21 protein-coding genes are annotated in these 21783 nt (G+C 69.1%); 20 read left to right on the top strand and 1 reads right to left on the bottom strand.

Annotation, left to right across the window (positions count from 1 at the left end; genetic code table 11):
• Window positions 1-171: 171 nt before the first annotated feature.
• From Q8O14_07265 to rpmA, 19 genes are all read left to right on the top strand, one after another.
• On the top strand, window positions 172-1413 hold the full coding sequence (locus tag Q8O14_07265; GenBank protein MDP2360535.1) for a trypsin-like peptidase domain-containing protein: 1242 nt from the start codon (window positions 172-174) through the stop codon (window positions 1411-1413).
• Window positions 1414-1573: 160 nt separating this feature from the next.
• The gene (locus Q8O14_07260; protein ID MDP2360534.1) at window positions 1574-2308 is read left to right on the top strand and encodes a phosphoribosylaminoimidazolesuccinocarboxamide synthase; all 735 of its coding nucleotides are present in this window, start codon (window positions 1574-1576) and stop codon (window positions 2306-2308) included.
• Window positions 2308-2979 carry a phosphatidylserine decarboxylase gene (locus tag Q8O14_07255; protein MDP2360533.1) on the top strand — a complete coding sequence of 224 codons (672 nt, stop codon included), beginning with the start codon at window positions 2308-2310 and terminating at the stop codon, window positions 2977-2979. The genes Q8O14_07260 and Q8O14_07255 overlap by 1 nt, the downstream gene beginning before the upstream one ends.
• A complete protein-coding gene (pssA, locus tag Q8O14_07250) occupies window positions 2976-3767 on the top strand; it encodes a CDP-diacylglycerol--serine O-phosphatidyltransferase (GenBank protein MDP2360532.1) in 792 nt (263 codons plus the stop codon). The genes Q8O14_07255 and pssA overlap by 4 nt, the downstream gene beginning before the upstream one ends.
• Window positions 3768-3813: 46 nt before the next feature.
• On the top strand, window positions 3814-4092 hold the full coding sequence (gene purS, locus Q8O14_07245) for a phosphoribosylformylglycinamidine synthase subunit PurS (protein ID MDP2360531.1): 279 nt from the start codon (window positions 3814-3816) through the stop codon (window positions 4090-4092).
• Window positions 4089-4790 carry a phosphoribosylformylglycinamidine synthase subunit PurQ gene (purQ, locus tag Q8O14_07240; GenBank protein MDP2360530.1) on the top strand — a complete coding sequence of 234 codons (702 nt, stop codon included), beginning with the start codon at window positions 4089-4091 and terminating at the stop codon, window positions 4788-4790. Before purS ends, purQ begins: the two co-directional genes overlap by 4 nt.
• Before the next feature lie 41 nt (window positions 4791-4831).
• Entirely contained in the window at window positions 4832-5599 is a 768-nt protein-coding gene (gene tatC, locus Q8O14_07235; GenBank protein ID MDP2360529.1) for a twin-arginine translocase subunit TatC, read from the top strand.
• Between the two features lie 35 nt (window positions 5600-5634).
• Window positions 5635-9177: a chromosome segregation protein SMC gene (smc, locus tag Q8O14_07230; protein MDP2360528.1), complete on the top strand. Its 3543-nt coding sequence runs from the start codon at window positions 5635-5637 to the stop codon at window positions 9175-9177.
• 4 nt (window positions 9178-9181) lie between these two features.
• The gene (locus Q8O14_07225) at window positions 9182-10558 is read left to right on the top strand and encodes a GWxTD domain-containing protein (protein ID MDP2360527.1); all 1377 of its coding nucleotides are present in this window, start codon (window positions 9182-9184) and stop codon (window positions 10556-10558) included.
• A 171-nt stretch (window positions 10559-10729) separates the two neighbouring features.
• Window positions 10730-11470 carry an ATP-binding cassette domain-containing protein gene (locus Q8O14_07220; GenBank protein ID MDP2360526.1) on the top strand — a complete coding sequence of 247 codons (741 nt, stop codon included), beginning with the start codon at window positions 10730-10732 and terminating at the stop codon, window positions 11468-11470.
• Window positions 11454-12833 carry a YihY/virulence factor BrkB family protein gene (locus tag Q8O14_07215; GenBank protein ID MDP2360525.1) on the top strand — a complete coding sequence of 460 codons (1380 nt, stop codon included), beginning with the start codon at window positions 11454-11456 and terminating at the stop codon, window positions 12831-12833. Before Q8O14_07220 ends, Q8O14_07215 begins: the two co-directional genes overlap by 17 nt.
• The gene (locus tag Q8O14_07210) at window positions 12830-14056 is read left to right on the top strand and encodes an ABC transporter permease (GenBank protein ID MDP2360524.1); all 1227 of its coding nucleotides are present in this window, start codon (window positions 12830-12832) and stop codon (window positions 14054-14056) included. Before Q8O14_07215 ends, Q8O14_07210 begins: the two co-directional genes overlap by 4 nt.
• A 46-nt stretch (window positions 14057-14102) precedes the next feature.
• Window positions 14103-14546: a dihydroneopterin aldolase gene (gene folB / locus Q8O14_07205; protein ID MDP2360523.1), complete on the top strand. Its 444-nt coding sequence runs from the start codon at window positions 14103-14105 to the stop codon at window positions 14544-14546.
• A 63-nt stretch (window positions 14547-14609) separates the two neighbouring features.
• A complete protein-coding gene (folK, locus tag Q8O14_07200; GenBank protein MDP2360522.1) occupies window positions 14610-15128 on the top strand; it encodes a 2-amino-4-hydroxy-6-hydroxymethyldihydropteridine diphosphokinase in 519 nt (172 codons plus the stop codon).
• Window positions 15110-15751: a deoxynucleoside kinase gene (locus Q8O14_07195; protein ID MDP2360521.1), complete on the top strand. Its 642-nt coding sequence runs from the start codon at window positions 15110-15112 to the stop codon at window positions 15749-15751. The genes folK and Q8O14_07195 overlap by 19 nt, the downstream gene beginning before the upstream one ends.
• A gap of 6 nt (window positions 15752-15757) precedes the next feature.
• Complete coding sequence (locus Q8O14_07190; GenBank protein MDP2360520.1) at window positions 15758-15928, top strand: hypothetical protein; 171 nt, start codon at window positions 15758-15760, stop codon at window positions 15926-15928.
• Window positions 15925-17571, top strand: a complete 1647-nt coding sequence (locus Q8O14_07185) for an Rne/Rng family ribonuclease (protein ID MDP2360519.1) — start codon at window positions 15925-15927, stop codon at window positions 17569-17571. Before Q8O14_07190 ends, Q8O14_07185 begins: the two co-directional genes overlap by 4 nt.
• Window positions 17572-17628: 57 nt before the next feature.
• Entirely contained in the window at window positions 17629-17940 is a 312-nt protein-coding gene (rplU, locus tag Q8O14_07180) for a 50S ribosomal protein L21 (protein MDP2360518.1), read from the top strand.
• A gap of 25 nt (window positions 17941-17965) precedes the next feature.
• On the top strand, window positions 17966-18217 hold the full coding sequence (rpmA, locus tag Q8O14_07175; GenBank protein ID MDP2360517.1) for a 50S ribosomal protein L27: 252 nt from the start codon (window positions 17966-17968) through the stop codon (window positions 18215-18217).
• A 156-nt stretch (window positions 18218-18373) separates the two neighbouring features.
• On the opposite strand, the gene Q8O14_07170 is transcribed toward rpmA, so the two are convergent.
• The gene (locus tag Q8O14_07170) at window positions 18374-19027 is read right to left on the bottom strand and encodes a DUF2807 domain-containing protein (GenBank protein MDP2360516.1); all 654 of its coding nucleotides are present in this window, start codon (window positions 19025-19027) and stop codon (window positions 18374-18376) included.
• 437 nt (window positions 19028-19464) lie between these two features.
• On the opposite strand from Q8O14_07170, the gene Q8O14_07165 reads away from it, so the two are divergent.
• Complete coding sequence (locus tag Q8O14_07165) at window positions 19465-21783, top strand: chemotaxis protein CheW (GenBank protein ID MDP2360515.1); 2319 nt, start codon at window positions 19465-19467, stop codon at window positions 21781-21783.

Raw genomic sequence — 21783 nt, 5'->3', positions numbered from 1 at the left:
GGCACACGTCTGCCTGGACCATGACGCAAGAGGAGCACCAGGTGATCACATAAGGGACGCAACGTCGTGATGTGGCTGCTGCGATCCACCACGCGATCGAGGAGCAGGATCGGGGGTCGCAATTGATTCACAAGCTCTGAGCAGGCCGGCGCCCAAGGAGGACAGGCAGCCATGAGGAAGGCCGTGCAGCGGTTGGTGGAGGGCGTCTGGCTGGCCCTGGGCATGGTGCTGGGGCTGGTCCTGCTGCGCGCCCTCACGCCCATGCGGGCCCAGACACCCGGCGCTTTCGAAGCGGCCGGCCAGGAGGGCGGGGACGCGGTCACGGCCCTGGTCCAGGACGGAGTCACACGAACGCGCCACACGGCCATCACGCGGGCGGTGGCCGCGGCCGAGCCGGCGGTGGTGGGCATCAACGTGGTGCAGGTGGAGCGCTACATCGAGCGCAGCCCCTTCAGCCGCGACCCCTTCTGGGGCCAGTTCTTCCCCGACCGCGTCATCGAGCACCCGGTGCAGAACCTGGGATCCGGCTTCATCATCAGCGCCGACGGCCTCTGCGTCACCAACGAGCACGTCGTGCACCGCGCCAGCAAGATCGTCGTCACCCTGCCCGACGGGCGCGAGGTCAATGCCAGGCTGGTGGGGGCGGACTACAACTCGGACATCGCCCTGCTCGACCTGGACGGCGAGGGCTATCCCGTCCTGGCCCTGGGGGATTCCGACGAGGTGCTGATCGGGGAGTGGGCCATCGCCGTGGGCAATCCCTACGGTCTCTTCTCCAGCGCCAGCCCCAGCGTGACGGTGGGCGTGGTGAGCGCCACCGACCGCGATTTCGGCGCCCAGAACGACGAGCGCGTCTACATCGGCATGCTGCAGACGGACGCCGCGATCAACCCCGGCAACTCGGGGGGACCGCTGGTCAACGCGCTGGGGCAGGCCATCGGCATGAACACGATGATCTACAGCCGCAGCGGCGGCAGCGTGGGCCTGGGATTCGCCATTCCCGTCAACCGGGTCAAGGCCATCATCGGCGACCTGCAGGACCACGGTTTCGTGGACCGCAACATCTGGACCGGCATCTGGATCCGCGACCTCAACCGCAAGATGGCCCAGGCCCTGGGCTATCGCGGCCAGGGCGGCGTGCTGGTCGTGGAGCTGGCCGACAGCAGTCCGGCCTCGCAGGCCGGCGTGCAAGTGCACGACATCCTGATCAAGCTGAACGGCCGTCTTGTCAAGACGACGGCGAGCATCAAGGAGATCATCGCGGACACCGACGTGAAGGTGGGCGACCGGGTCCTGCTCGAGGTCTTTCGCGAGGGCAAGGTGTTGACCATCGCCATGCGGGCGGGCCAGGCCCCGCAGACGGGGAAGGCCCCGCCGACGGGGAACGCGCCCGGCGCGCGGCAGGGACGTTAGCAGCCTGTCGGGCTTGGGCCTTTGCCGGGATCCGCGCCGAAGGCGCGCGTGCCCATGGCGGGACCGGTTGTCCGAGATTTCGCGGCGCGTCCCGGCGGCATGGACGGGCAAGCGGCGGAGGATCCAGGCCGGCAGGGGCGATGAAGACAGCGAAGCGGCCATGTCCGCACGGCGCAAGGAGCCAAGGACGGGAGGCGGCGTGGGCAAGAGCGGCGTGACACATCGGACGAAGCGACTCCACGAGGACGGCCCCGGCACCCTGGAGATCGAATTCCTCGATCAGGCCGTGCTGCCCGACGGGCGTCTCAAGGCGCCCTTCAAGGGCAAGGGCGCCCTCTGTGCCCGCTTCTCCGAGGCGGTCTTCCGCTACCTGGAGAGCTACAACATCGGCCACCACTTCCTGGGCATGACGGGCGAGAACCGGATGAAAGTGCGCCGCCTGGAGATGCTGCCCTTGACTGTCCTGGTGCGCAGCATCGCCGCCGCCGACCTTACCGCCCGCTTCGGCGTGCCGGAGGGCCAGGTGCTGGACGTGCCCATCCTCGAGCTGTTCTACAAGCGTCCCGGCCAGGAGGCGGTGCCCGTCAACCCAAGCCACTGCCAGGCCTTCCACCTGGCCAGCGAGGAGGAGCTGCGCTGCGTGGACCGCCTGGCGACAAAGATCAACGCCGTGCTGCGCAGTTTCTTCGACCGCCGCGACATCCTGCTGGTGGACGTGGAGCTGGAGTTCGGGCGCACCCAGGGGGGCCTGCTCCTGGGCGACGAGATCAGCCCGGACACCTGCCGCCTGTGGGACCGCCGCACGCGCCGCAAGTACGACTCGGACTGCATGCGCTCCGGACTGGCCGGCGCCGAGGCCGCCTACCGGGACGTGCTGGAGAAGGTGCTGGGCTGATGATCATCCACTCCGCCGGACATCCACCCATTTTGCGCCTGCTCACCCTGAGCGTCCTCCTGCTCGTGCTGGGCGATTTGGGCATGGCCTTCCTGCACTGCTTTCCGCGGGCCCTGATGCATGTGCCCGGCCTGCTTGTCTTCCTCGCCGCCCTCTTTCTCATGTGGTTCTACCGCGACCCAGAGCGGCGGGCGACGGCCCCGCCCGGGGCGCTCCTGGCCGGCGCGGACGGCCGGGTGATCCAGGTGCTGCGGCGCGAGCACATCCCCGAGCTGGGCGGCCCCGGCACCCAGGTCAGCATCTTCATGAGTCCCCTCGACGTGCACGTCAACCGGGTGGCGGCGGCGGGGCGGGTGGCGGCCGTGGACTACCGCCCGGGCAAGTACCTGATGGCCTTCCACGAGAAGTCGTCCGAGCTGAACGAGGCCTGCCTGCTCGTGATCGAGGACGAGGCGGGGCGCCGCACGGCCCAGCGGCAGATCGCCGGCTTCCTGGCGCGTCGCGTCGTCTGCAGCGTGGAGCCCGGACAGCGGCTGGAGCGCGGCCAGCGCTACGGCATCATCAAGCTGGGCTCGCGCATGGACCACTTCCTGCCCGCCGCCGTGCGGGTGGACCTGAGGACCGGCCAGCGCGTGAAGGCCGGCGAAAGCATCCTGGGAGAATGGACATGAGCCAACTGGCGCGTCTGCCCAACCTCATCACCTTCCTCAACGTGGTGTTCGGCTTCGCCGCCGTGGCCAGCCTCATCCGCTGGTCCCAGGGCCTGGGCGGCGGGCCGGCCCAGGCGGCCTGGTTCATCCTCATCGCCGCCATGCTGGACGCCATGGACGGCAAGCTGGCGCGGGCCATCGGGCACCAGAGCCAGTTCGGCAAGGAGCTGGACAGCCTCTCCGACGCCGTCTCCTTCGGCCTGGCGCCCTCGGTCCTGCTTTATACCCTGCACTTCTCCGCCTGGGGCGAGCGCGGCCCCCTCTTCGCCCTGGCCGGCTTCCTCATCTCCGCCATGCCGCTCACCTTCGGCTGCTACCGCCTGGCCCGCTTCAACGTGGAGACCTCGGTGGAGGAGAAGAAGAGCGCCCTTTTCGCCGGCCTGCCCATTCCCGCGGCGGCCGGCCTCATCGCCTCCTATGTCCTCTTCTGCCTCGACCTCTTCGACGAGGTCTGGAGCCAGGGCCTGCTGCCCCTCACCCTGCTCGCCTCCTTCCTCATGGTCAGCCGCGTGCGCTTCGAGGGGATGCCCTACTTCAGCCTCCGCCAGGGCAGCCGCAACCTGACCCGCCTCCTGCTGCTGGTGGCCATCCTGGGCAGCGTCATGTTCCTGCAGGCCAAGGCGCTCTTCCCCGCCGCCGCATTCTACCTGGCCTACTCGATCATCCGCCACCTGCGCCAGGATCCGGCCCCGACGCTGGACGAGGACGAGGCGGACGAGGAGGAGTGGACGGACAAGACCCACTTCTGACAGTCCCGGCCGCCGCCCGTCCGGCTGGCCGAAACCTGGAGTCGTTGTGATTCAAGCCCACATCCGCATCATGCCCAAGGCCTCCATCCTGGATCCCCAGGGCCAGACCGTCCTCCACGCCCTGGCCAGCCTGGGCTTCGCGGCCGCCCACGCCTGCCGCGTGGGCAAGTTCGTCACCCTTGATTTCCACGGCGCCGACCAGGGGGAGGTGGAGCGCGAAGTGGAGCAGATCTGCCGGCGCCTGTTGGTCAACCCCAACACCGAGTCGTGGACGGCCACCTACCTGACCCTGCCCGATCCGCCGGCGGGGGAGGCCGGCGCGTGAAGGCCGGCATCGTCGTCTTCCCGGGTTCCAACTGCGACGCCGACACCCGCTGGGCCCTGGAACTGCTGGGCGCCCACTGCCGCATGCTGTGGCACAAGGATCGCATCGAGGACGGGCTGGATCTCATCGTCCTGCCGGGCGGCTTCTCCTACGGCGACTACCTGCGCACCGGCGCCATCGCGGCGGTCAGCCCCGTCATGCAGGACGTGCAGGCCCACGTAAGGCGGGGCGGGCTGGTGCTGGGCATCTGCAACGGCTTCCAGATCCTGTGCGAGTCCGGCTTGCTCCCCGGCGCCCTCATGACGAACACGGGCCTGCGCTTCCTCTGCCGGGACGTCCATCTCAAGGTGGAGCGCCGGGACACGCCCTTCACGCTGGCCCTGGACCGCCAGACCGTCCTCAAGCTGCCCATCGCCCATCATGGCGGCCGCTACGTCTGCTCGCCCCAGGAGCTGGACCAGCTTGAGGAGGAGCGCCGCATCCTTTTCCGCTACTGCGACGCCGAAGGCCGCGCCACGGCCGAGGCCAACCCCAACGGCAGCCTGCAGAACATCGCCGGCATCCTGGGCGGCCAGGGAAATGTGCTGGGCATGATGCCCCATCCCGAGCGCGCCGCCGCCGCCACCCTGGGCAGCGCGGACGGGGGGGTCGTCTTCCGCTCCCTGGCCGGCGCCGTCGAGACGCTGCACACCCTATGAGCCGGGCGGCGGGCGAAGGGGGGGCGGGCAGCCCTCTTGAGATGAGCTTCTGGGACCACCTCGATGCCCTGCGCGGCGTGATCCTGCGTTCTGCCGTGGCCGTGCTGGCGGGGATGGCCCTCTGCTTCGCCTTCGCCGCCTACTTGCAGGACCTGCTGGTCATGCCCTATGCCCGGGCGGCGGCCAGGATCGGCCCCACGGCCGGCACCCTTGCCCTCCTGACGCCGACGGAGGGCTTCCTGGTGCGCATCAAGCTGGCCCTCTTCGGCGGCCTGCTGCTGGGCAGCCCGGTGGTCTTCTGGCAACTCTGGACCTTCGTGGCGCCGGGCCTGCATGCCAGCGAGAAGAGGCTGGTCCTGCCCATCACCCTGGCCGCCTCGCTCCTCTTCCTGATGGGGGCGGTCTTCGGCTGGCATATCATGGGCCTGGCCACCGAGTTCCTCCTTGCCTTCGCCACGCCCTCCATCGGCAACCTCTGGTCCCTGGGCAGCTATCTCAGCTTCACGGCCCAGATCATGCTGGGGCTGGGGCTGGCCTTCCAACTGCCCCTCGTCCTCATGCTGCTGGTGCGGCTGGGCGTGCTGGCCACGGCCCAGCTGTCCCGCTGGCGACGCCACGCCGTGGTGGGCATCCTCGTCGCCGTGGCCCTGCTTCCCATGCAGGACCCCTTGTCGCTGGTGCTGATGTCCGGCCCCTTGTACGTGCTCTACGAGTTGTCCATCCTGGGGGGCCGGCTGGTGGAGCGCCGGCGGCGGAGCGAGGGGGACGGGGCGCCGCGGGCCGCCCGCCGGGACGAGGAGCGGCCATGATGCGGGCCGGAGCGCCCGCCAGCCAAGGATGATCCATGTACCTGTCCCGGCTTGACCTCTACGGCTTCAAATCTTTCGCCCAACGCACCGTGCTGGAGCTGTCCAGCGGCGTGACCTGCGTGGTGGGTCCCAACGGCTGCGGCAAGACCAACATCCTCGACGCCGTGCGCTGGGTGCTGGGCGAGCAGCGCAGCGCCACGCTGCGCAGCGACCGGATGGAGAGCGTCATTTTTGCCGGATCCCTTCAGCGACGGCCGCTGGGCATGGCCGAGGTCAGCCTCACCATCGAGAACAGCCGCGGCATCCTGCCCGTGGAGTACGGCGAGATCGTCCTCACCCGCCGCCTCTACCGCTCGGGGGAGTCCGAGTACCTGATGAACCGTCAGCCCTGCCGACTGAAGGACATCAACGACCTCTTCATGGACACGGGAATGGGCGCCGGCTCCTACTCCGTCATCGAGCTGAAGATGGTGGAGGACCTGCTTTCCGACCGGCCGGAGGAGCGCCGCCAGCTCTTCGAGGAGGCGGCGGGCATCACCAAGTACAAGCACCGCCGCCGCGCCGCCCTGCGCAAGCTGGAGGAGACCCGCCAGCACATGCTGCGGCTGGAGGACGTGGTGGCGGAGGCGGAGCGCCAAGTGGCGGCCCTCAAGCGCCAGGTTGGCCGCACCGAGCGCCATCGCGACCTGAGCCGCGAACTGCGCGAGACGGAGCTGTCCCTGGCCCGCGAGGATCTGCTGCGCTGGAGCGCCCGTCTGGCGCCCCTGCGCCGACGGCTGGAGGAGGGGGGGCTGGCCACCGCGCGCCTGGAGGCGGAGCTGGCCCGGCAGGGGAGTCTGCTCAGTTCGCAGGCCAACGAGCTGCTGCGCGCCGAGGAGGCGGTGGCCGAAGGGGATCTCGTCCTGCGACAGCGCTGGGAGGATTGCCGCCGCCTGGAGGACGAGGCGCTGGTGGCGCGGGAGCGGTTGAAGGCGCTGGAGCGCGACCAGGCCCGCCTGGAGCGCGAGGCGGCCGAACTGGAGCCCCGCCTGCGCGAGAGCCGCGGTCGCGAGTCCCTGCTGGCCCGCCAGGTCGAGGAGGCGGGCGCCCGCCAGGCGGAACTGGATGCCGCCCTGGAGAAGGCCGCCTCCCTGGCCGGCCAGGCGGAGAGCCGCCTGGACAATCTGCGCGGTCAACTGGAGCTGGCGCGGGCGCGGGTGCTGGATCTCCTGGGCAAGCAGTCGAACCTGGGCAGCGAGCAGGCGGCGGCGGCGGCGGGCCTGGAGGGTCACCGCCGGCGGTGCGCCGACCTGGAGGCCGACCAGGCCCAGCTGGGCGAGGAGCGGACGAAGCGGGCCGGACTGCGTCAAGAGGTGGAGGGGCGTCTGGCCAAGGCCCAGGCCGGCAAGCGTGAGCGCGAGGAGAGTCGGCGCCAGGCGGGCGAGGAGGTGGAGGCGGCGCGGGAGGGCCTGCAGGAGGCGCGGGCGCAGCTGCAGGAGCTGCGCTCCGAGGAGCGCGCCCTCGAAGGCCGCCGCCAGTTGCTGGAACAGCTCCTCTCCCGCTTCGAGGGCGTGCCGGGTGGCGCCCGGGCCGTCCTCGAGGCCGGACTGCCCGGCGTGCCCGACATGCTGGGCAACCTCGTGCACGCCGAAGCCGAGCACCTTCCTGCCCTGGAAAGCGCCCTGGGCGAGGCGGCGGGCTGGATCCTGGTCGAGGACGGGGCCGCGGCCCATGCCGCCGCCCAGGTGCTGCGCCGGGCGGGCAAGGGCGGCTGCACCCTGGCCCGGCTGGACCGTCTGCCTCCGGTGGCGGAACGGGCGGAGTCCGCGCCCGCCGGGTGCCGTCCCCTGCTTGGGGTGCTGCGCTGCGACGGGCGGGTTCGTCCGCTCCTGGAGCACCTGCTGGCCGGCTGCTGGTTGGTCGATGACGCCGGGGTCGCCCCCTGGGAGAGCGCCGCCGGCCTTTTCGTCCTGCCCGATGGCGAGAGCCGGCGCCCGCCCTTCCTCAGCCGCCACGGCCGTGGCGGCGGCGGCCATCTGGGCCTGCGCTACCAGGTGGAGCACATGCAGGAGGATGGGGCGGCCCTGGCGGCAAGGCGCACGGAGCAGGAATCCCTCGTGGCGGCGCGCGAGGAGCTTCTCCAGCAGCGGCGCCTGGCCCTGGAGGGGGCCGAGGCCGCCGTTCAGGCCGCGGCCGGGGAGTTGCGCGACCTGGAACGGGAGCGCGAACGACTCGCCCTGGAAGAGGAGCGGGCCGGTCGGGACGCCGAGGGTGCCCGGCGCAGTCTGACCACCCTGGCCGGACAGGTGCGGGAGCTGGAGACCCGCGAGCGTTCCCTCCGCCGGCAGCTGGACGACCTGCAGGCCGGGCGGGACGAGGCGGAGGGCGAGAATCTGCGCCTGGCCACCCTGCTCGATGAGCAGGCGGCGCGCACCCGCATCCTGGTGGAGGAGCGCGGCGCGGCGCAGATGGCCGCCGCCGGCGGGCTTCTCCAATTGGAGGCCCACCGCCGCGAGCGGGAGGACTTGCGCCGCTTCCTGGCCGAGGGCGGCGTGCGGCTGGCGCGCGCCGCCGGCGAGCGAAGCGAGGGCGAGGAGCGGCGCACGCGCCTGGGCGAGCGGCTGGGGGAGCTGGAGAGGCTGCAGATCGCCGCCGCCCTGGCCCGCGAGGAGGAGGAGGCCCGCCAGGAGGAGCGACGCGCCCGGCAGGCGGAGCTGCGCGGCCGGCAGCGGGAGCTGCGCGAGGGGGAGGATGCCCTGCGTTCCCGGCGGGACGGCCTGAAGGACGAGGGCCACCAGGCCGAGCTGGAGGCGCGCGGTCTCGAGGCGCGCATCGCCGCGCTGGTGGAGCGCATCCAGGCCGAGCATGAGCTGGTCCTGGAGCCGCCGGCGCCGGGAAGCCTGGAGGAAGCGCCCGCCGGCGACGACGAGGCGGCGGACGAGGCGCGGCGGGAGGAGGCGCGCCGCCGCGTGGTGGAGCTGAAGGACGCCCTGCGCCGGCTGGGTCCGGTCAATCTCCTCGCCATCGAGGAGTTCGAGGAGGAGAGCCGGCGCGCCGGCTTCCTGCGCGCCCAGCTGAACGACCTGCTGGAGGCGGAGGCCATGCTCAAGGAGACGATCGGCCGCATCAACCGGGTGGCCCGCGAACTCTTCGAGGAGACCTTCTCCAGCATTCGCGCCAACTTCGAGTACCTTTTCCGCAAGCTCTTCACCGACGGCCGGGCCGACCTGGCCCTGGAAGGGGAGGACCCGCTGGAGGCGGAGATCCAGATCAGCGCCACGCCCAGCGGCAAGCGCATCCAGAACCTGATGTTGATGAGCGGCGGGGAAAAGACCTTGACGGCCATCGCCCTCCTCTTCGCCATCTACATGGTCAAGCCCAGTCCCTTCTGCATCCTCGACGAGGTGGACGCCCCGCTGGACGACGCCAACATCGCCCGCTTCAACACCCTCATCCAGGAGTTCAGCGGCATGACCCAGTTCATCATCATCACCCACAACAAGAAGACGATGGGCTACGCCGACCAGCTCTACGGGGTCACCATGGCCGAGGAGGGGGTCAGTTCCATCGTCAGCGTGCAGTTCCATGAAGGCGCTTAGAAGAATGACGGGCCCGGCCGTCGTCGTCCTGGTCCTGCTGCTGGCGGGCGCCGGCCGCCTGGGGGCGCAGCCCGTCTGCTCCCTGGACGCCTTCTGGTGCCTGGGATCGCCCCCGCTCCTTGAGATCAACCTGATGCTGGAGCGCGCCAGCCTGCAATGGACGGCACGGGATGATGGCGGCGAGGCCGCCTGGCGCGTCCGAGCCGTGTTGGAGCAAGGCGGCCGCATCGCGCTGGACACAAGCTGGACGCGCACGGACTGGAGAGGCGCCGGCGAGGAGGTGGGCCGCACCGAGAAGCTGCCCGACCAGGTGAGCCTGGCCGCTCCGCCCGGCGGCGGACGCCTGCGCGTGGCCGTGGCCGACCTGGCGGGCGGGCCGGCCGTGGAGAAGACCCTGCGCCTGGCCGCGGCGGACAGCACGGCCCTCCTGGGCGGCCTGGTCCTGGGCGTGGCCGCCCCCCATGTCGCGGAGGAGGGTCCCTTCCGCCGGGGCGGCTGGCGCTTCCTGCCCTATGCCGACGCCCTCTTCGGCTCGGGGTTGGACACCCTGCACGCCCTTATCCAGGTGGGCGCCCGCCCCGGGGCGGATTCGCTCCTGCTGGGCCTGGCCCTGCTCGGGGAGCGCGGCAACCGCCTGGAGAGCCGCCTGCCCCGGCCGCTGGCCTCCTGGCCGCGGTCCCCCGATGACGAAGGCCTGCTCGCCCTTGCCCTGTCCGTGGGCCACCTGCCCAGCGGGGCCTACCATCTGGAGGCCGAACTGCTCGATGGGGAGCACAGCCTGGGCCGATTGCGCAAATCCTTCTGGATGCACAATCCGGCGGTGGAGGCGCCGGCGCCGGAACCGGAGGGCGACGACTTCAGCCGCGCCGAGCCGAAGGAGTTGAACCGCCAATGGGAGCTGGCCCGCCTCCTGGCCAGCCACTACGAGCAGGAGGCCTGGGAGCGCCAGGACCTGGAAGGCCGGCGCGCCTTCCTGCGCGACTTCTGGCGGGGGCGGGATCCGGACGGTAACACCCTGGTCAACGAGGAGCGCCTGCGTCTGGCCGCCCGCCTGGAGGAGGCGAAGCGGCGCTGGCCCCAGGGCGGACGCGGCAGCGAACTGGGCGACCGCGCCCGCATCTTTGTCCGCTACGGGCCGCCCGACGCCGTCGAGACCGACTTCAGCCTGCTCAACGCCCGCTTCGGCTACCAGCTGGGCAGCCGGGACAGCCAGGCGGGCAGCGGCCATCGCGACTTCGAACTGTGGCTCTACAACCGGATCGAGGGTGGCGTGGAGTTCATCTTCATCGACCTGCAGGGATTCGGTACTTTCGAACTGGTCCACTCCACCAAGAGTGGCGAGTACTACGATCCCCAGTGGGGGCGCAAGCTCTTTCCCTGAGGCCCGCGCCGGGTGGAAGGGGCCTGGACCGCACGGTCGCGGTTGCATGGGGCGGCGCGGATGGAGCCGGTCAGGTTGCCCGCCGGCTGTCCGGTCCTAAGGGAGCAATGGACGCCTCATCGGTGTCATCCTTGGTCGGGCACGGCAGTGGACAGGTCAGACGAGGCAAGCATGATTCGCATCGAGGGCCTACGCAAGAGTTTCGGCCGGGGCGACAAGCGCGTCCTGGCGGTGGACGGCATCGACCTGCGGGCCATGCCCGGGCGGGTGTTCGGCCTGCTGGGTCCCAATGGGGCGGGCAAGACCACCACCCTGCGCGCCATCGCCACCCTGCTCTCGCCGGACGAGGGCCTGATCGAGGTGGCCGGCCACGACACCGCCCGCGAGCCGGACGCCGTGCGGGCACGGCTGGGCTTTCTCACCGGGGCGACCGGTCTCTACGACCGCCTCAGTCCGGCCGAGACCCTGCAGTACTTCGGACGCCTGCAGGGCATGAGCGAGGAGCGCATCGCCCGCCGCACGCGGGAACTGGCCCAGTTGCTCGACATGGACGAGTTCCTCCATCGGCGGGTGGGCAAGTGCAGCACCGGGCAGAAGCAGAAATGCAGCATTGCCCGCGCCACCCTGCACGAGCCGGAGGTGATCGTGCTCGACGAGCCGACGAGCGGCCTCGACGTGATCGCCTCGGCCAGCGTGGTGGGCTTCATCCGCCGCTGCGCCGAGGAGGGCCGCACCGTCCTGTTCTCGACGCACATCCTGCCCGAGGCGGAGCGCCTCTGTCACGACCTGGCCTTCATCCACAAGGGCCGCATCGTGGAGGACGGCACGCTGGACGAGATCACCGCCCGCCACGGCACGCGGGACCTCAACTCCATTTTCCTCAAGGTGACGGGCCATGACGGACAAGCCTGATCCCGCCCGGGAGCACGCCGGCTTCGTGGCCGCCACGGCCAGCCAGCTGGGCCGCCTGGTCATGTCGGAGCAGAATCCCGTCTTCTTCTTCCGCGACATCGTCCTCCTCTTCTACGAGACGATGCGCGAGTTCTTCCAGCGCGGCGCCGCCGCCCGGGCCGCCGCCCTCACCTACACCACCCTGCTCTCGATGATTCCCCTGCTGGGCCTGGTCGTGGTCATCTTCAAGCAGGTGGGCGGCTTCCAGTGGCTGATGGAGCAACTGCAGCCCATCCTCGCCGAGTACCTCAGCCCCGACGGCTCCCAGCTCGTCACGCAGTTCCTCATCATGCGGATGGCGGAGCTGGACCTCTCCACCCTGGGGGTCTTCGGCGTGCTCACGCTGGGGCTGGGCGTCTACACGCTCATCTCGACGGTGGAGACGGACCTCAACAACATCTGGCGGGTGCGGCGCTCGCGCAGCATCCGGCAGCGCCTGAGCAGCTACTGGCTGCTCATGACCCTGCTCCCCGTGGTGGCCGGCGTCTCCATCTTCCTCTCGGGCGAGGCGGCGGTGGTCAAGATCTTCCATGAGCTGCCGGAGTGGGTCAACGAGGCGCGCGGCCATTTCCTGCCCATGGCCGTGCAGTTCGGCGGCTTCCTCTTCCTCTACTGGGCCATGCCCAACACGCGCGTGCGCCTCGTGCCCGCCGTGGTGGGCGCCGCCTTCGCCGCCGGCGCCTGGGAACTGGCCAAGATCGGCTTCGGCATCTACACCGTGCGCGCCCACAACTACAACGTGGTCTACGGATCGCTGGCCGCCCTGCCGCTCTTCATGATCTGGGTCTACCTGACCTGGGTGATCGTCCTGACCGGGGCCGAACTCTCCTTCATCGTGCAGAACCGTCGCGCCCTGCTCCTGCGCCGCAAGAGCCGCAAGGACGGCCCGCTGCCCGAGTACATCGTCGCCCTGGCCGTGCGCGACGCCGTGCTGGACAGCTTCGAGCACGGCGCGGAGCTGACGGTGGAGCGCCTGGGGCGCCTGCTGTGGCTGCCCGAGGCGGACATCAACGCCGTGGTGGAGACGATGGCGGAGGGCGGTCTCCTGCGCCGGGCGCCGCAGGGCGAGCAGACCCTGGTCCTGCCGGCGCGGCCGCGGAGCCAGTTGGACGCCGCCGCCGTGGCCGGACTCTTCCTGCGCGATCCGGCCGAGTTCACCAAGCAGGAGCGGCCGGCCTACCTGCTGGCCACCCTGGGGCGGCTTTCCGCCCGGCACAGGGCCATGTTGACGGCCCTGACCGGGGAGGCGCCGGAGAGGGAGGCCGCGCCGCAGCGGCATGACGAGGACGCCGCCACTGGGGCCAGGGGGGAGGACAAGGCATGAGTCTGCGCGTGGTGAAAGTCGTGGCGGACAAGGAACTGCGCGACCTGCTGCGGGACCGGCGCACGATCATCTCGATGGTGGTCATTCCCGTTCTGACCATTCCCCTGCTGCTGGCCGGCGTGTTCTGGCTGACCACCCATTCGCTGGAGCGCATGCGCGGCCTGGAGACCGGCGTGGCCGTGCGCGGGGCCGGGCTGGACGCCGGCCTGCTGGATTCGCTGCGACGCCAGGAGGGGCGCTTCGTCTTTCGCGAGGTGGCCAACCCCGACCTGCCAGTGGACAGCCTGCTGGCCCGCGGGGACACGCGCGTGGTGCTGGAGTTCGGACCGGGCCTGGCGAGCGCCCTGGAGCGGCTGACCCGGCCGGACGAGGAGGGGCCGCCGCCCGTCGTGCGGCTCTATTACGACACCACCGACGACGAGGCGAAGATGGCCGGGTCGGAGCTGCGGCAGCGCCTGCTTGACCTGCGCAACGGGCGGCTGGAGGGCTGGCTGCGCGGCCAGGGCCTGCGCCACGACCTGAGCACGCCCTGGCTGGTCGAGCATGTGGAGACGGCGCCGCCCAAACGCCAGGCGGCCGACATGCTGGCCCGCTTCCTGCCCTACATCATCCTCATCCTGTGCATCCAGGGCGCCATGTACCCGGCGATGGACCTGACGGCGGGGGAGAAGGAGCGCTCCACCATCGAGACCCTGCTCGTCAATCCGGTGTCGCGGCTCGACATCGTGCTGGGCAAGTACGTCGCCACCTCGGTGATGGCCCTGGGCAGCGCCGTCTTCACCCTGGGCGGCCAGTACGTCTTCTTCAAGGTGGCGGCCAACTCCTTCATCGAGGGCGGCCTGCCCTTCAGCGTGGAGCCCTCCGCCCTCGGCCTCGGCCTGCTGCTGCTGCTGCCGGTGGCCCTCACCTTCGCCGCCGTGCTGCTCGCCGTCTGCCTCTATGCCCGCTCCATGAAGGAGGCGCAGAGCTACCTGGGGCCGCTCATGATGCTGGTCATTTTTCCCAGCATGGCCAGCATGATCCCGGGCCTCAAGCTCAGCATCGGCCTCGCCTTCGTGCCCGTCTTCAACGTGACCATCCTCATGAAGGACGCGCTGCTGCAGGACTACAGCCAGTTGGGGCTGATGGGCCTCGTCTTCCTCATCAACCTGGGCTACGCCGCCCTTTCGCTCTGGGTGGCGGTCAAGCTCTTCCAGCGGGAGGAAGTGATCTTCCGCTCCTGAGCCGCCGCCCCGCCGCGACGAGGTGGACTTTGATACCTTGCGCGCCATGCATCACAAGGTCTTTCCCCGCATCCGGCGCAACTCCGACCGGGTGGGCATCGAAGGCATCCAGTTCTACGCCTATCACGGCCACCGGGCGGAGGAGTCCACCCTGGGCCAGCGCTTCCAGCTGTCGGTCCAGGCCTTCCTGGACTGCTCCACGGCGGGGCGCAGCGACGCGCTGGAGGACGCCCTCAACTACCACAGCCTGCACGCCAGCGTGACGCAGTGGGTCACCACCCGCCGTTTCCACCTGCTGGAATGCTTGGTGGAGGGGCTGGCCGACGAGATCTTCCGCCAGTTTCCCCAGGTGGACGCCCTGCAGCTCTGCATCCGGAAGCCCCACCCGCCCATTCCAAATTTCTTCGGGCATGTGGAGGTGGAGATCAACCGGGTCCATCCGCGCTGGCTGGCCGGGCCCGGGGGAGATGGCGCCCATGGGAGCGAGTAGGGCGGGGGGACCGGGCGGCCCCGCGCCCGCCTTGTGGAGATGGCCTGCCGCCGGGGGCGGCGCGTGATCGCCTGGATCGGCTTGGGCGCCAATCTGGGCGATGTCCGCGACACGCTGCGCAGCGCCTGCGCCGAGCTGGATCGTGGTCCCCTGCGCCTGCTGGCCGCCTCCGGCTTGTGGGCGACCAAGCCCATGGGGCCGCCCGGACAGCCGGACTATCTCAACGCGGTGGTTCGGCTGGCCTCGGCGCTGGGCCCACGCGCCCTGCTGGGCCGGCTGAAAGAGATCGAACGCGGGCTGGGCCGCCAGGCACGGCCGCGCTGGCGGGAACGCGAGCTGGACCTGGACCTGCTGCTGGCCGTGGAGGACGGCGTCGTCCAGGCGCGGGCGGCGGATCTGGCCCTGCCCCACCCCGGCCTGCGGGAGCGCGTCTTTGTGCTGGCGCCCCTGCTTCAGCTGGACGAGGTCGTGGCCGAGCGATGGGCGGGCGGCGGATTGGCCGAGAGTCTGCGGCGCCTGGTGGGGCAGGATCCCGCCTCGGCGCGGCAAATGGAGGATGCCGGATGGTGCCGGAACAGCTGAAGTCGGTGGCGGTGGAGGGCGTGATCGGCGTGGGCAAGACCAGCCTGTGCCAGATCCTGGCCCAGGAGTGGGGCGCCCAACTGGTCCTCGAGGAGCCGCACAAGAACCCCTTCCTGGAGGATTTCTACCGCGAGCCGCGGCATTTCGCCTTCCAGGTCCAGCTCAACTTCCTCTTCGCCCGCTACAACCAGCTGCTGCGCCACCGCCAGATGAGCCTCTTCGCGGAGATCACGGTCAGCGACTACCTCTTCGACAAGGACCGCATCTTCGCCTATCTCAACCTGGACGAGCGGGAACTGGTCCTCTACGAGAAGATCATCGAGTTCATGGAGCAGGAGATCCACCGGCCGGACCTCGTCGTCTACCTGCAGTCAAATGTGGAGCGGCTGCTGAAGAACATCCAGATCCGCAACCGCAGCTACGAGCGGGAGATGAGCACGGACTACATCCGCCAGCTCAACGACGCCTACAATGCCTTCTTCCTCAACTACCAGCGGACTCCGCTTCTCATCGTCAACGCCAACGAGATCGATTTCGTGCACAACGCCGCCCACCGCCAGGCCCTGCTCGACCGCCTGGCCCGGCCCGTGAGCGGCACCATGTACTTCAACCCCGGCATTTGAGGCCCCATGCGCCTGCTGAAACTGCTTGTCTACGCCCTGCTCGCCTGGAGTGTCTGGCGGCTTCTGCGGGGCGCCCGCGGCCGATCCGTCCCCGGGCCGGCCGGAGGCTCCCCATTCCGCAAGGCGGAAGAGGCGGAGTTCGAGGTGCTTGACGACGAGGACAAGCCCTCCTCGTGAAGCGCCAGATCGTCATCAACAGCTCGCCGGCGGAGAGCCGCGTCGCCATCCTCGAGGAGGAGCGCCTCACCGATTTCTACGTGGAGCGGGCCGAGCGCGACCGCCTGCTAGGGCACATCTTCATGGGCCGGGTCGTCAAGTTGGCCCCCAGCATGCAGGCGGCCTTCGTCGCCATCGGCCAGGAATCGGACGGCTTCCTGCCCTACTCGGACTGCGTTCCGCCCAACCGCTGGCGCGGAGAGGCCGACGCCGCGCCCCAGCGCGCCGGCCTGCAGGTGGATCAGGTCTTCCCCGTCCAGGTGGTCAAGGAGCCCATCGGCACCAAGGGCGCCCGCCTCACCATGCAGCTCAGCCTGGCGGGCCGCTATCTCGTCCTGCTGCTGGGCGACAGCATGACCGGAGTCAGTCGGCGGATCAAGTCGACCTCCGAACGGCGACGTCTCAAGACCCTGGTGCGCGAGATCCGCCCCGACGGCTTTGGACTCATCCTGCGGACCGTGGCCGAGGGGCACAGCCAGGCCCAGATCGAGGCCGACCTGCGCGAGCTGATGCAGCACTGGGAGGAGGTCCGCCGCCGACTGGGCACGGCCCAGCCGGGCGAAATGGCCCATCGCGAACCAGGGATGGTCTCCCACGTCATGCGCGACCTCTTCACGGCGGACCTGGACGAGGTGGTCTGCGACAACCGCGGCCTGTGGAAGGAGCTGAAGGCCTACGTGGCCGAGGTGCTGCCCGCCCTCACGGAGGACGTGCGCCTCTACACCGGCCGCGAACCTCTCTTCGACGCCATGGGGATCGAGGAGGAGATCGAGCGCAGCATCGAGCGGCGGGTGTGGGTCAAGGGCGGCTGCTACCTGATCATCGAGTCGACGGAGGCGATGACGACCATCGACGTCAACTCCGGCCGCTTCGCCCGCAAACGCACGTTGGAGGACAACGCCCTGCGCGTCAACCTCGAGGCGGCCCGCGAGATCGGGCGGCAGCTGCGCCTGCGCGACTTGGGCGGACTGGTCGTGATCGACTTCATCGACATGCAGGAGGAGGAGCACCGCCTGCGCCTGCTGCAGGAGATGCGCCAGATCCTCAAACACGACCGCGCCCAGACCGACGTGGCCCCCCTCTCCCGCTTCGGCCTCATGGAGATGACGCGGGAGCGGGTCAGGCCGGCCCTCATCCACACTCTGCATCAGCCCTGCCGGCGCTGTGGCGGAACAGGCCTGGTTCCCTCCCGCGAGACCCTGCTCACGGAGCTGGACCGCTGGGTGCGCCGTTTCAAGGCGGCCACAGGCGAGCGCCGCCTGCTCATCCTGGTGGCGCCCCCTCTGCATGCCCACCTCACGGCGGGAAAGCGCAACTTGTTGTGGCGCATGATGTGGCGCCACTTCATGCTGATCCGGCTGAAGGTGGACGAACGGCTGGATGAAACGGAATTCCGTTGCGTGTCGCCCCGCCAGGGCCGGGAACTGACCCAGGACTACGCCCGCGGGGTGGGCGCGCAGCGCATGACCGGGGCCCAGACCGACGCCGCCCCGGGTGCGAACCACGATGCGGAGGAGTGGGACGCGGCGGAGGCGCGGGAGTTCGAACAGGATTCACCCGGGCTGGGACTCCGCCGCCAACTGGATGTGGATGACGAGCCTTGACTCTTGCGGCGGGAGGCGCTAAGTTTTCCGCCTTTGCAACGGATCGGAGGAAGCCACATGCATGCCATCGCGGAGATCGCCGGCCGCCAGTTCCAGCTCACCCAGGGCGCCCAGCTGCGCGTGCCGCTGCTGTCCGCCGCCGCGGGGGACAAAGTGGTGGTCGACCGCGTCCTGGCCCTCATCGACGGCGACAAGAGCCGCTTTGGCAGCCCGGCCCTGGACGGCGTCACGATCGATGCCACGGTGCTGGAGCACGGCAAGGCGAACAAGGTCATCAACTTCAAGATGAAGCGTCGCAAGGGATTCCGCTGCAAGCGGGGCCACCGTCAGAATTTCACCCTGATCGCCGTCAACGGCATCACCGCCTGATCGCCCGGAATCGAGGAGACCACGCATGGCGCACAAGAAAGGCCAGAGTTCAACCCGCAACGGGCGCGACTCCAATCCCCAGTACCTGGGCGTGAAGAAGTTCGGTGGCGAAGCCGTCATCAACGGCAACATCATCGTCCGGCAACGGGGCACGCATTTCCACCCCGGCAAGAATGTGGGCATCGGATCCGATGATACACTGTATGCCACCTGCGACGGCGTGGTCGAGTTTTATTCCCGGGCCGGTCGCAAGCTGGTGAGGGTGCAGGGCGCCTGATTCCATGGACAGCCAACAAGCAGAGCCCCCATGCGGGCTCTTTCTTTTTCCGGGTCGCCGGGTCCAACGAGAGCCGGCGCGGACGAAGCGCCTGATCCCCTGAACAGACCATGAACAGAGCCCGTTTGCGGGTTCTGCTCATGGTCATCCGTCCGATCAATCCACGTCGTGGGATTTGATCGATGCCGCGCCGGAGGTGTCCATCCGGTCCAGGGTGGGCCTGCCCCAGTATTCCAGATGGGAGGCCCCGGAACACGACATGCTGAGGACCTCCTGGACGCTGATCTCCCCCTTGGAGGCGCCGGACAGTTCCACCTCCGCCCGGGCGGCCTGGCAGGCGCGGGCGATCAGGCGGGAAGCACCCGACAGATCGCACATCAGCACGCCAACCTGACCTGCCAGCACCACCCGGCTGGCACCGCTGGCGTTCAGGCGAAGTTTCGGCTGGTCCAACTCCAGCGCCTCACAGGAGCTGGCGCCGGAGAGATCCAGCGAGCGAAGGTCGGGAATCCACAGCTCCACTTGAAGGGGCAGTTTGGTGTCCACCTCCTTCTCCACTTCAAACGTCAGCCGTTCGCCCTTCTGCTTCACGCGCACCAGCTCGACCAGATTGGCATCGCCGCTGATCTCACCACGGGCGGGCTCTCCGGCGTGGATGACCAGCTTGAGCACGGATCCGGCCTCCACATGGTTGAAGGGGGCCAGATCAAGGGCGCGGACGGCCCGCTGCCCGTTGCCCCGGACTCCGGCCTGGGCGCAGCAACTGAGGACCAGTCCGAGCGGGATAAAGAGCAAGACAGTCTTCCACATGAGTCACTCCAAAGCTGAACCTGTCGATCACTGACGGTTGGCAGGCCGTGCCGGATGCCCGGCCAATGCTCCCCGAAGCCGCAGGGTCCCTGGCAGCCTGTCGGGCTTGGACCTTCGATGGGATTCGCGCCCATGTCGAGGGCCATTCGGCGGAGAATTCGCGTCGCGAAATGGCTTTTTCTCGCAAGAAATCTGCGTCGAATGGGACCGACAGGCCCGACGCGAGCGTCGGGTGGGGCGATGAAGACCGCGAAGCGGCCAAGTCCGACTGCTGCTAGCTTCCGAACCATCCTGCGGCGCCGGGAAAGGCCCTTTGACCACGCTCCCGAAGCAGGTTTCTCCCTGGCGAGCCCAAAACGCTTCCAGGCTGGGGCAACTCTTCTCAAGTTGAACCATCCAAGGGCCGATCATGTGGCGGCGATCCTTAGGGAGAAAACATGAGCGCATTTGCCGGAATGGAAGACATCCTTCGCGAGTTCCTGGTGGAAAGCTACGAGAACCTGGACCGCTTGGACCAGCAATTCGTGGTGCTGGAGGAGGACCCGGGAAACAAGGAGGTCTTGGCCGACATCTTCCGCACCATCCATACGATCAAGGGAACCAGCGGCTTTTTCGGCCTGGGCAAGCTGGAGCGGCTCACCCACACGGGTGAGAACCTCCTCAGCCTGTTGCGGGATGGAAGGAAGGCGCTCGATCCGGCGGTCACCACCGACCTGTTGGCCATGGTCGACGCGGTGCGCGTCATGTTGAAGTCCATCGAGGCCACCCAGGGCGAAGGCACGGCGGACTACGGCCCGCTCATCCAGGCCCTGGCCGCCCACCTGGGCACGCCTTCCCCGCCGCAGGACACGACCGCCGCCACGTCCGCCAGAGAGCCGGCGGCGGAGTGCGGGACGCCGGCCCCCACTCCCACTCCGGCCATGGGCCAGATCCTGGTGGAGACGGGCGTGGCGCGGGAGGACCAGCTGGACGAGGCACTGAGACAGCAGGCGCAGGGCGATCCGCGCCATGTCGGTGAGATTCTGGTGGAGAAGGGCGCCGTGGAACCGGAGGCGATCCGCACCGCCCTGGCCCGGCAGCAGGAGGGCAAGGCACGCGAGGGCAGTGTGGCCGACAGCACATTGCGCGTGGACGTCCACCATCTGGACCGCCTGATGAATCTGGCCGGAGAGCTGGTTCTCGTGCGCAACCAGTTGCTGCAGTTCTCCACCCGCATCGACGATGCCGGCTTCAATCCCATCCTGCAACGGCTCAACATCATCACGACGGAGCTGCAGGAGGGGGTGATGAAGACCCGCATGCAGCCCATCGGCAATGTGTGGAGCAAGTTCCCGCGCATCGTGCGCGACCTGGCCCACGGCTGCGGCAAGCAGATCCGTCTGGAGACGGAAGGCAAGGACACCGAGCTGGACAAGACGATCCTGGAAGCGATCAAGGATCCCCTCACCCACATCGTCCGCAACTCGGTCGATCATGGCGTGGAAAGTCCGGAGGATCGGCTGGCCGCCGGCAAGGCCGTGGAGGGCGTGATCCACATGCGGGCCTTCCACGAGGGCGGACAGGTGAACATCGAGATCCGCGACGATGGTGCCGGGCTGGACACGGAATCCATCCGGCGCAAGGCGGTGGAGCGCCATGTGGTGAGTGCCGAGGTGGCCGACCAGATGAGCGAGCGCGACTTGGTCAACCTCGTCTTCATGCCGGGCTTTTCAACGGCCAAGCAGGTCTCCAACGTCTCCGGGCGCGGCGTCGGCATGGACGTGGTGCGGACCAATATCACCCGCATCGGCGGCACGGTGGACATGACCAGCGAGCGGGGGCAGGGCTCCATCCTCAAGATCAAGATCCCTCTGACCCTGGCCATCATTCCAGCCCTTGTCGTCAAGATCGACGACGAGCGCTTCGCGGTGCCACAGGTCAACCTGTTGGAGCTGGTCCGCCTGGAAGGCGAACAGGCGCGCAGGGGCATCGAACAGATCCACGGCGCCCCCGTCTACCGTTTGCGCGGCCGCCTGCTGCCGCTGGTCAACCTCCGGTCGCAGCTGGGGAAACCCGGAGCGGCGGACGACAGCAGTATCAACATTGTCGTGCTGCAGGCCGACGGCCGACCATTCGGCTTGATCGTCGACGAAATCACCGACACCGAGGAGATCGTCGTCAAGCCCTTGTGGGCTGCCCTCAAGCATATCCGCCTCTTCGCCGGCGCCACCATCATGGGGGACGGCTCGGTGGCCCTCATCCTGGACGTGTTGGGCCTGGCCCAGCAGAGTCACGTGATCAGCGAGAGCCGCCACGAAGCCCTGGCCGAGCTGTCGCAGAGCCAACGGGAGGGTGCCGAGGATCGTGAGACCCTGCTCCTCTTCAGGATCGGTGACAGCCACATGGCCGTGCGGCTGGACCAGGTCGACCGCCTCGAGGAGCTGCCTTTGGACCGCATCGAGCGCACCGGGACCCAGGAAGTGGTGCAATACAGAGGCAGCATCCTGCCGCTCGTGCGTCCGTCCGACCATCTGCCGGAGCGACGCCGGGAGCGCCGCGGAGATGGCCAGGAGGCCACGGCCATGCTCCAGGTGGTCGTCTACCGACATGGATCCAGCAGCTACGGCCTGGTGGTGGACGGCATCGAGGACATCGCGCATGAGGAGATCGCCGTGCGCCGGGAGGCCACGCGGGAAGGCGTGACCGGCGTCGTGGTGGTGCATGATCGCATCACCGAGATGCTCGATTTGGAGCTGCTGGCCCGCAAGGTAGGCTGA

It is taken from the genome of bacterium (assembly GCA_030685015.1).
Lineage (GTDB): Bacteria > CAIWAD01 > CAIWAD01 > CAIWAD01 > CAIWAD01 > CAIWAD01.
The sequence above is the reverse complement of the archived record's forward strand: the minus strand, read 5'-3'. Positions and strand labels throughout refer to the sequence as shown.

Excerpts from the sequence above, each read along its gene's own strand:
- Q8O14_07260 (MDP2360534.1), top strand. The coding sequence starts at position 1,574 with ATGTCCGCACGGCGCAAGGAGCCAAGGACGGGAGGCGGCGTGGGCAAG.
- Q8O14_07195 (MDP2360521.1), top strand. The coding sequence starts at position 15,110 with ATGGTGCCGGAACAGCTGAAGTCGGTGGCGGTGGAGGGCGTGATCGGC.
- tatC (MDP2360529.1), top strand. The coding sequence starts at position 4,832 with ATGAGCTTCTGGGACCACCTCGATGCCCTGCGCGGCGTGATCCTGCGT.
- rpmA (MDP2360517.1), top strand. The coding sequence starts at position 17,966 with ATGGCGCACAAGAAAGGCCAGAGTTCAACCCGCAACGGGCGCGACTCC.
- pssA (MDP2360532.1), top strand. The coding sequence starts at position 2,976 with ATGAGCCAACTGGCGCGTCTGCCCAACCTCATCACCTTCCTCAACGTG.
- Q8O14_07210 (MDP2360524.1), top strand. The coding sequence starts at position 12,830 with ATGAGTCTGCGCGTGGTGAAAGTCGTGGCGGACAAGGAACTGCGCGAC.
- Q8O14_07220 (MDP2360526.1), top strand. The coding sequence starts at position 10,730 with ATGATTCGCATCGAGGGCCTACGCAAGAGTTTCGGCCGGGGCGACAAG.
- Q8O14_07165 (MDP2360515.1), top strand. The coding sequence starts at position 19,465 with ATGAGCGCATTTGCCGGAATGGAAGACATCCTTCGCGAGTTCCTGGTG.
- rplU (MDP2360518.1), top strand. The coding sequence starts at position 17,629 with ATGCATGCCATCGCGGAGATCGCCGGCCGCCAGTTCCAGCTCACCCAG.
- Q8O14_07170 (MDP2360516.1), bottom strand. The coding sequence starts at position 19,027 with ATGTGGAAGACTGTCTTGCTCTTTATCCCGCTCGGACTGGTCCTCAGT.
- Q8O14_07215 (MDP2360525.1), top strand. The coding sequence starts at position 11,454 with ATGACGGACAAGCCTGATCCCGCCCGGGAGCACGCCGGCTTCGTGGCC.
- folB (MDP2360523.1), top strand. The coding sequence starts at position 14,103 with ATGCATCACAAGGTCTTTCCCCGCATCCGGCGCAACTCCGACCGGGTG.
- Q8O14_07265 (MDP2360535.1), top strand. The coding sequence starts at position 172 with ATGAGGAAGGCCGTGCAGCGGTTGGTGGAGGGCGTCTGGCTGGCCCTG.
- Q8O14_07255 (MDP2360533.1), top strand. The coding sequence starts at position 2,308 with ATGATCATCCACTCCGCCGGACATCCACCCATTTTGCGCCTGCTCACC.
- Q8O14_07225 (MDP2360527.1), top strand. The coding sequence starts at position 9,182 with ATGACGGGCCCGGCCGTCGTCGTCCTGGTCCTGCTGCTGGCGGGCGCC.
- smc (MDP2360528.1), top strand. The coding sequence starts at position 5,635 with ATGTACCTGTCCCGGCTTGACCTCTACGGCTTCAAATCTTTCGCCCAA.
- Q8O14_07190 (MDP2360520.1), top strand. The coding sequence starts at position 15,758 with ATGCGCCTGCTGAAACTGCTTGTCTACGCCCTGCTCGCCTGGAGTGTC.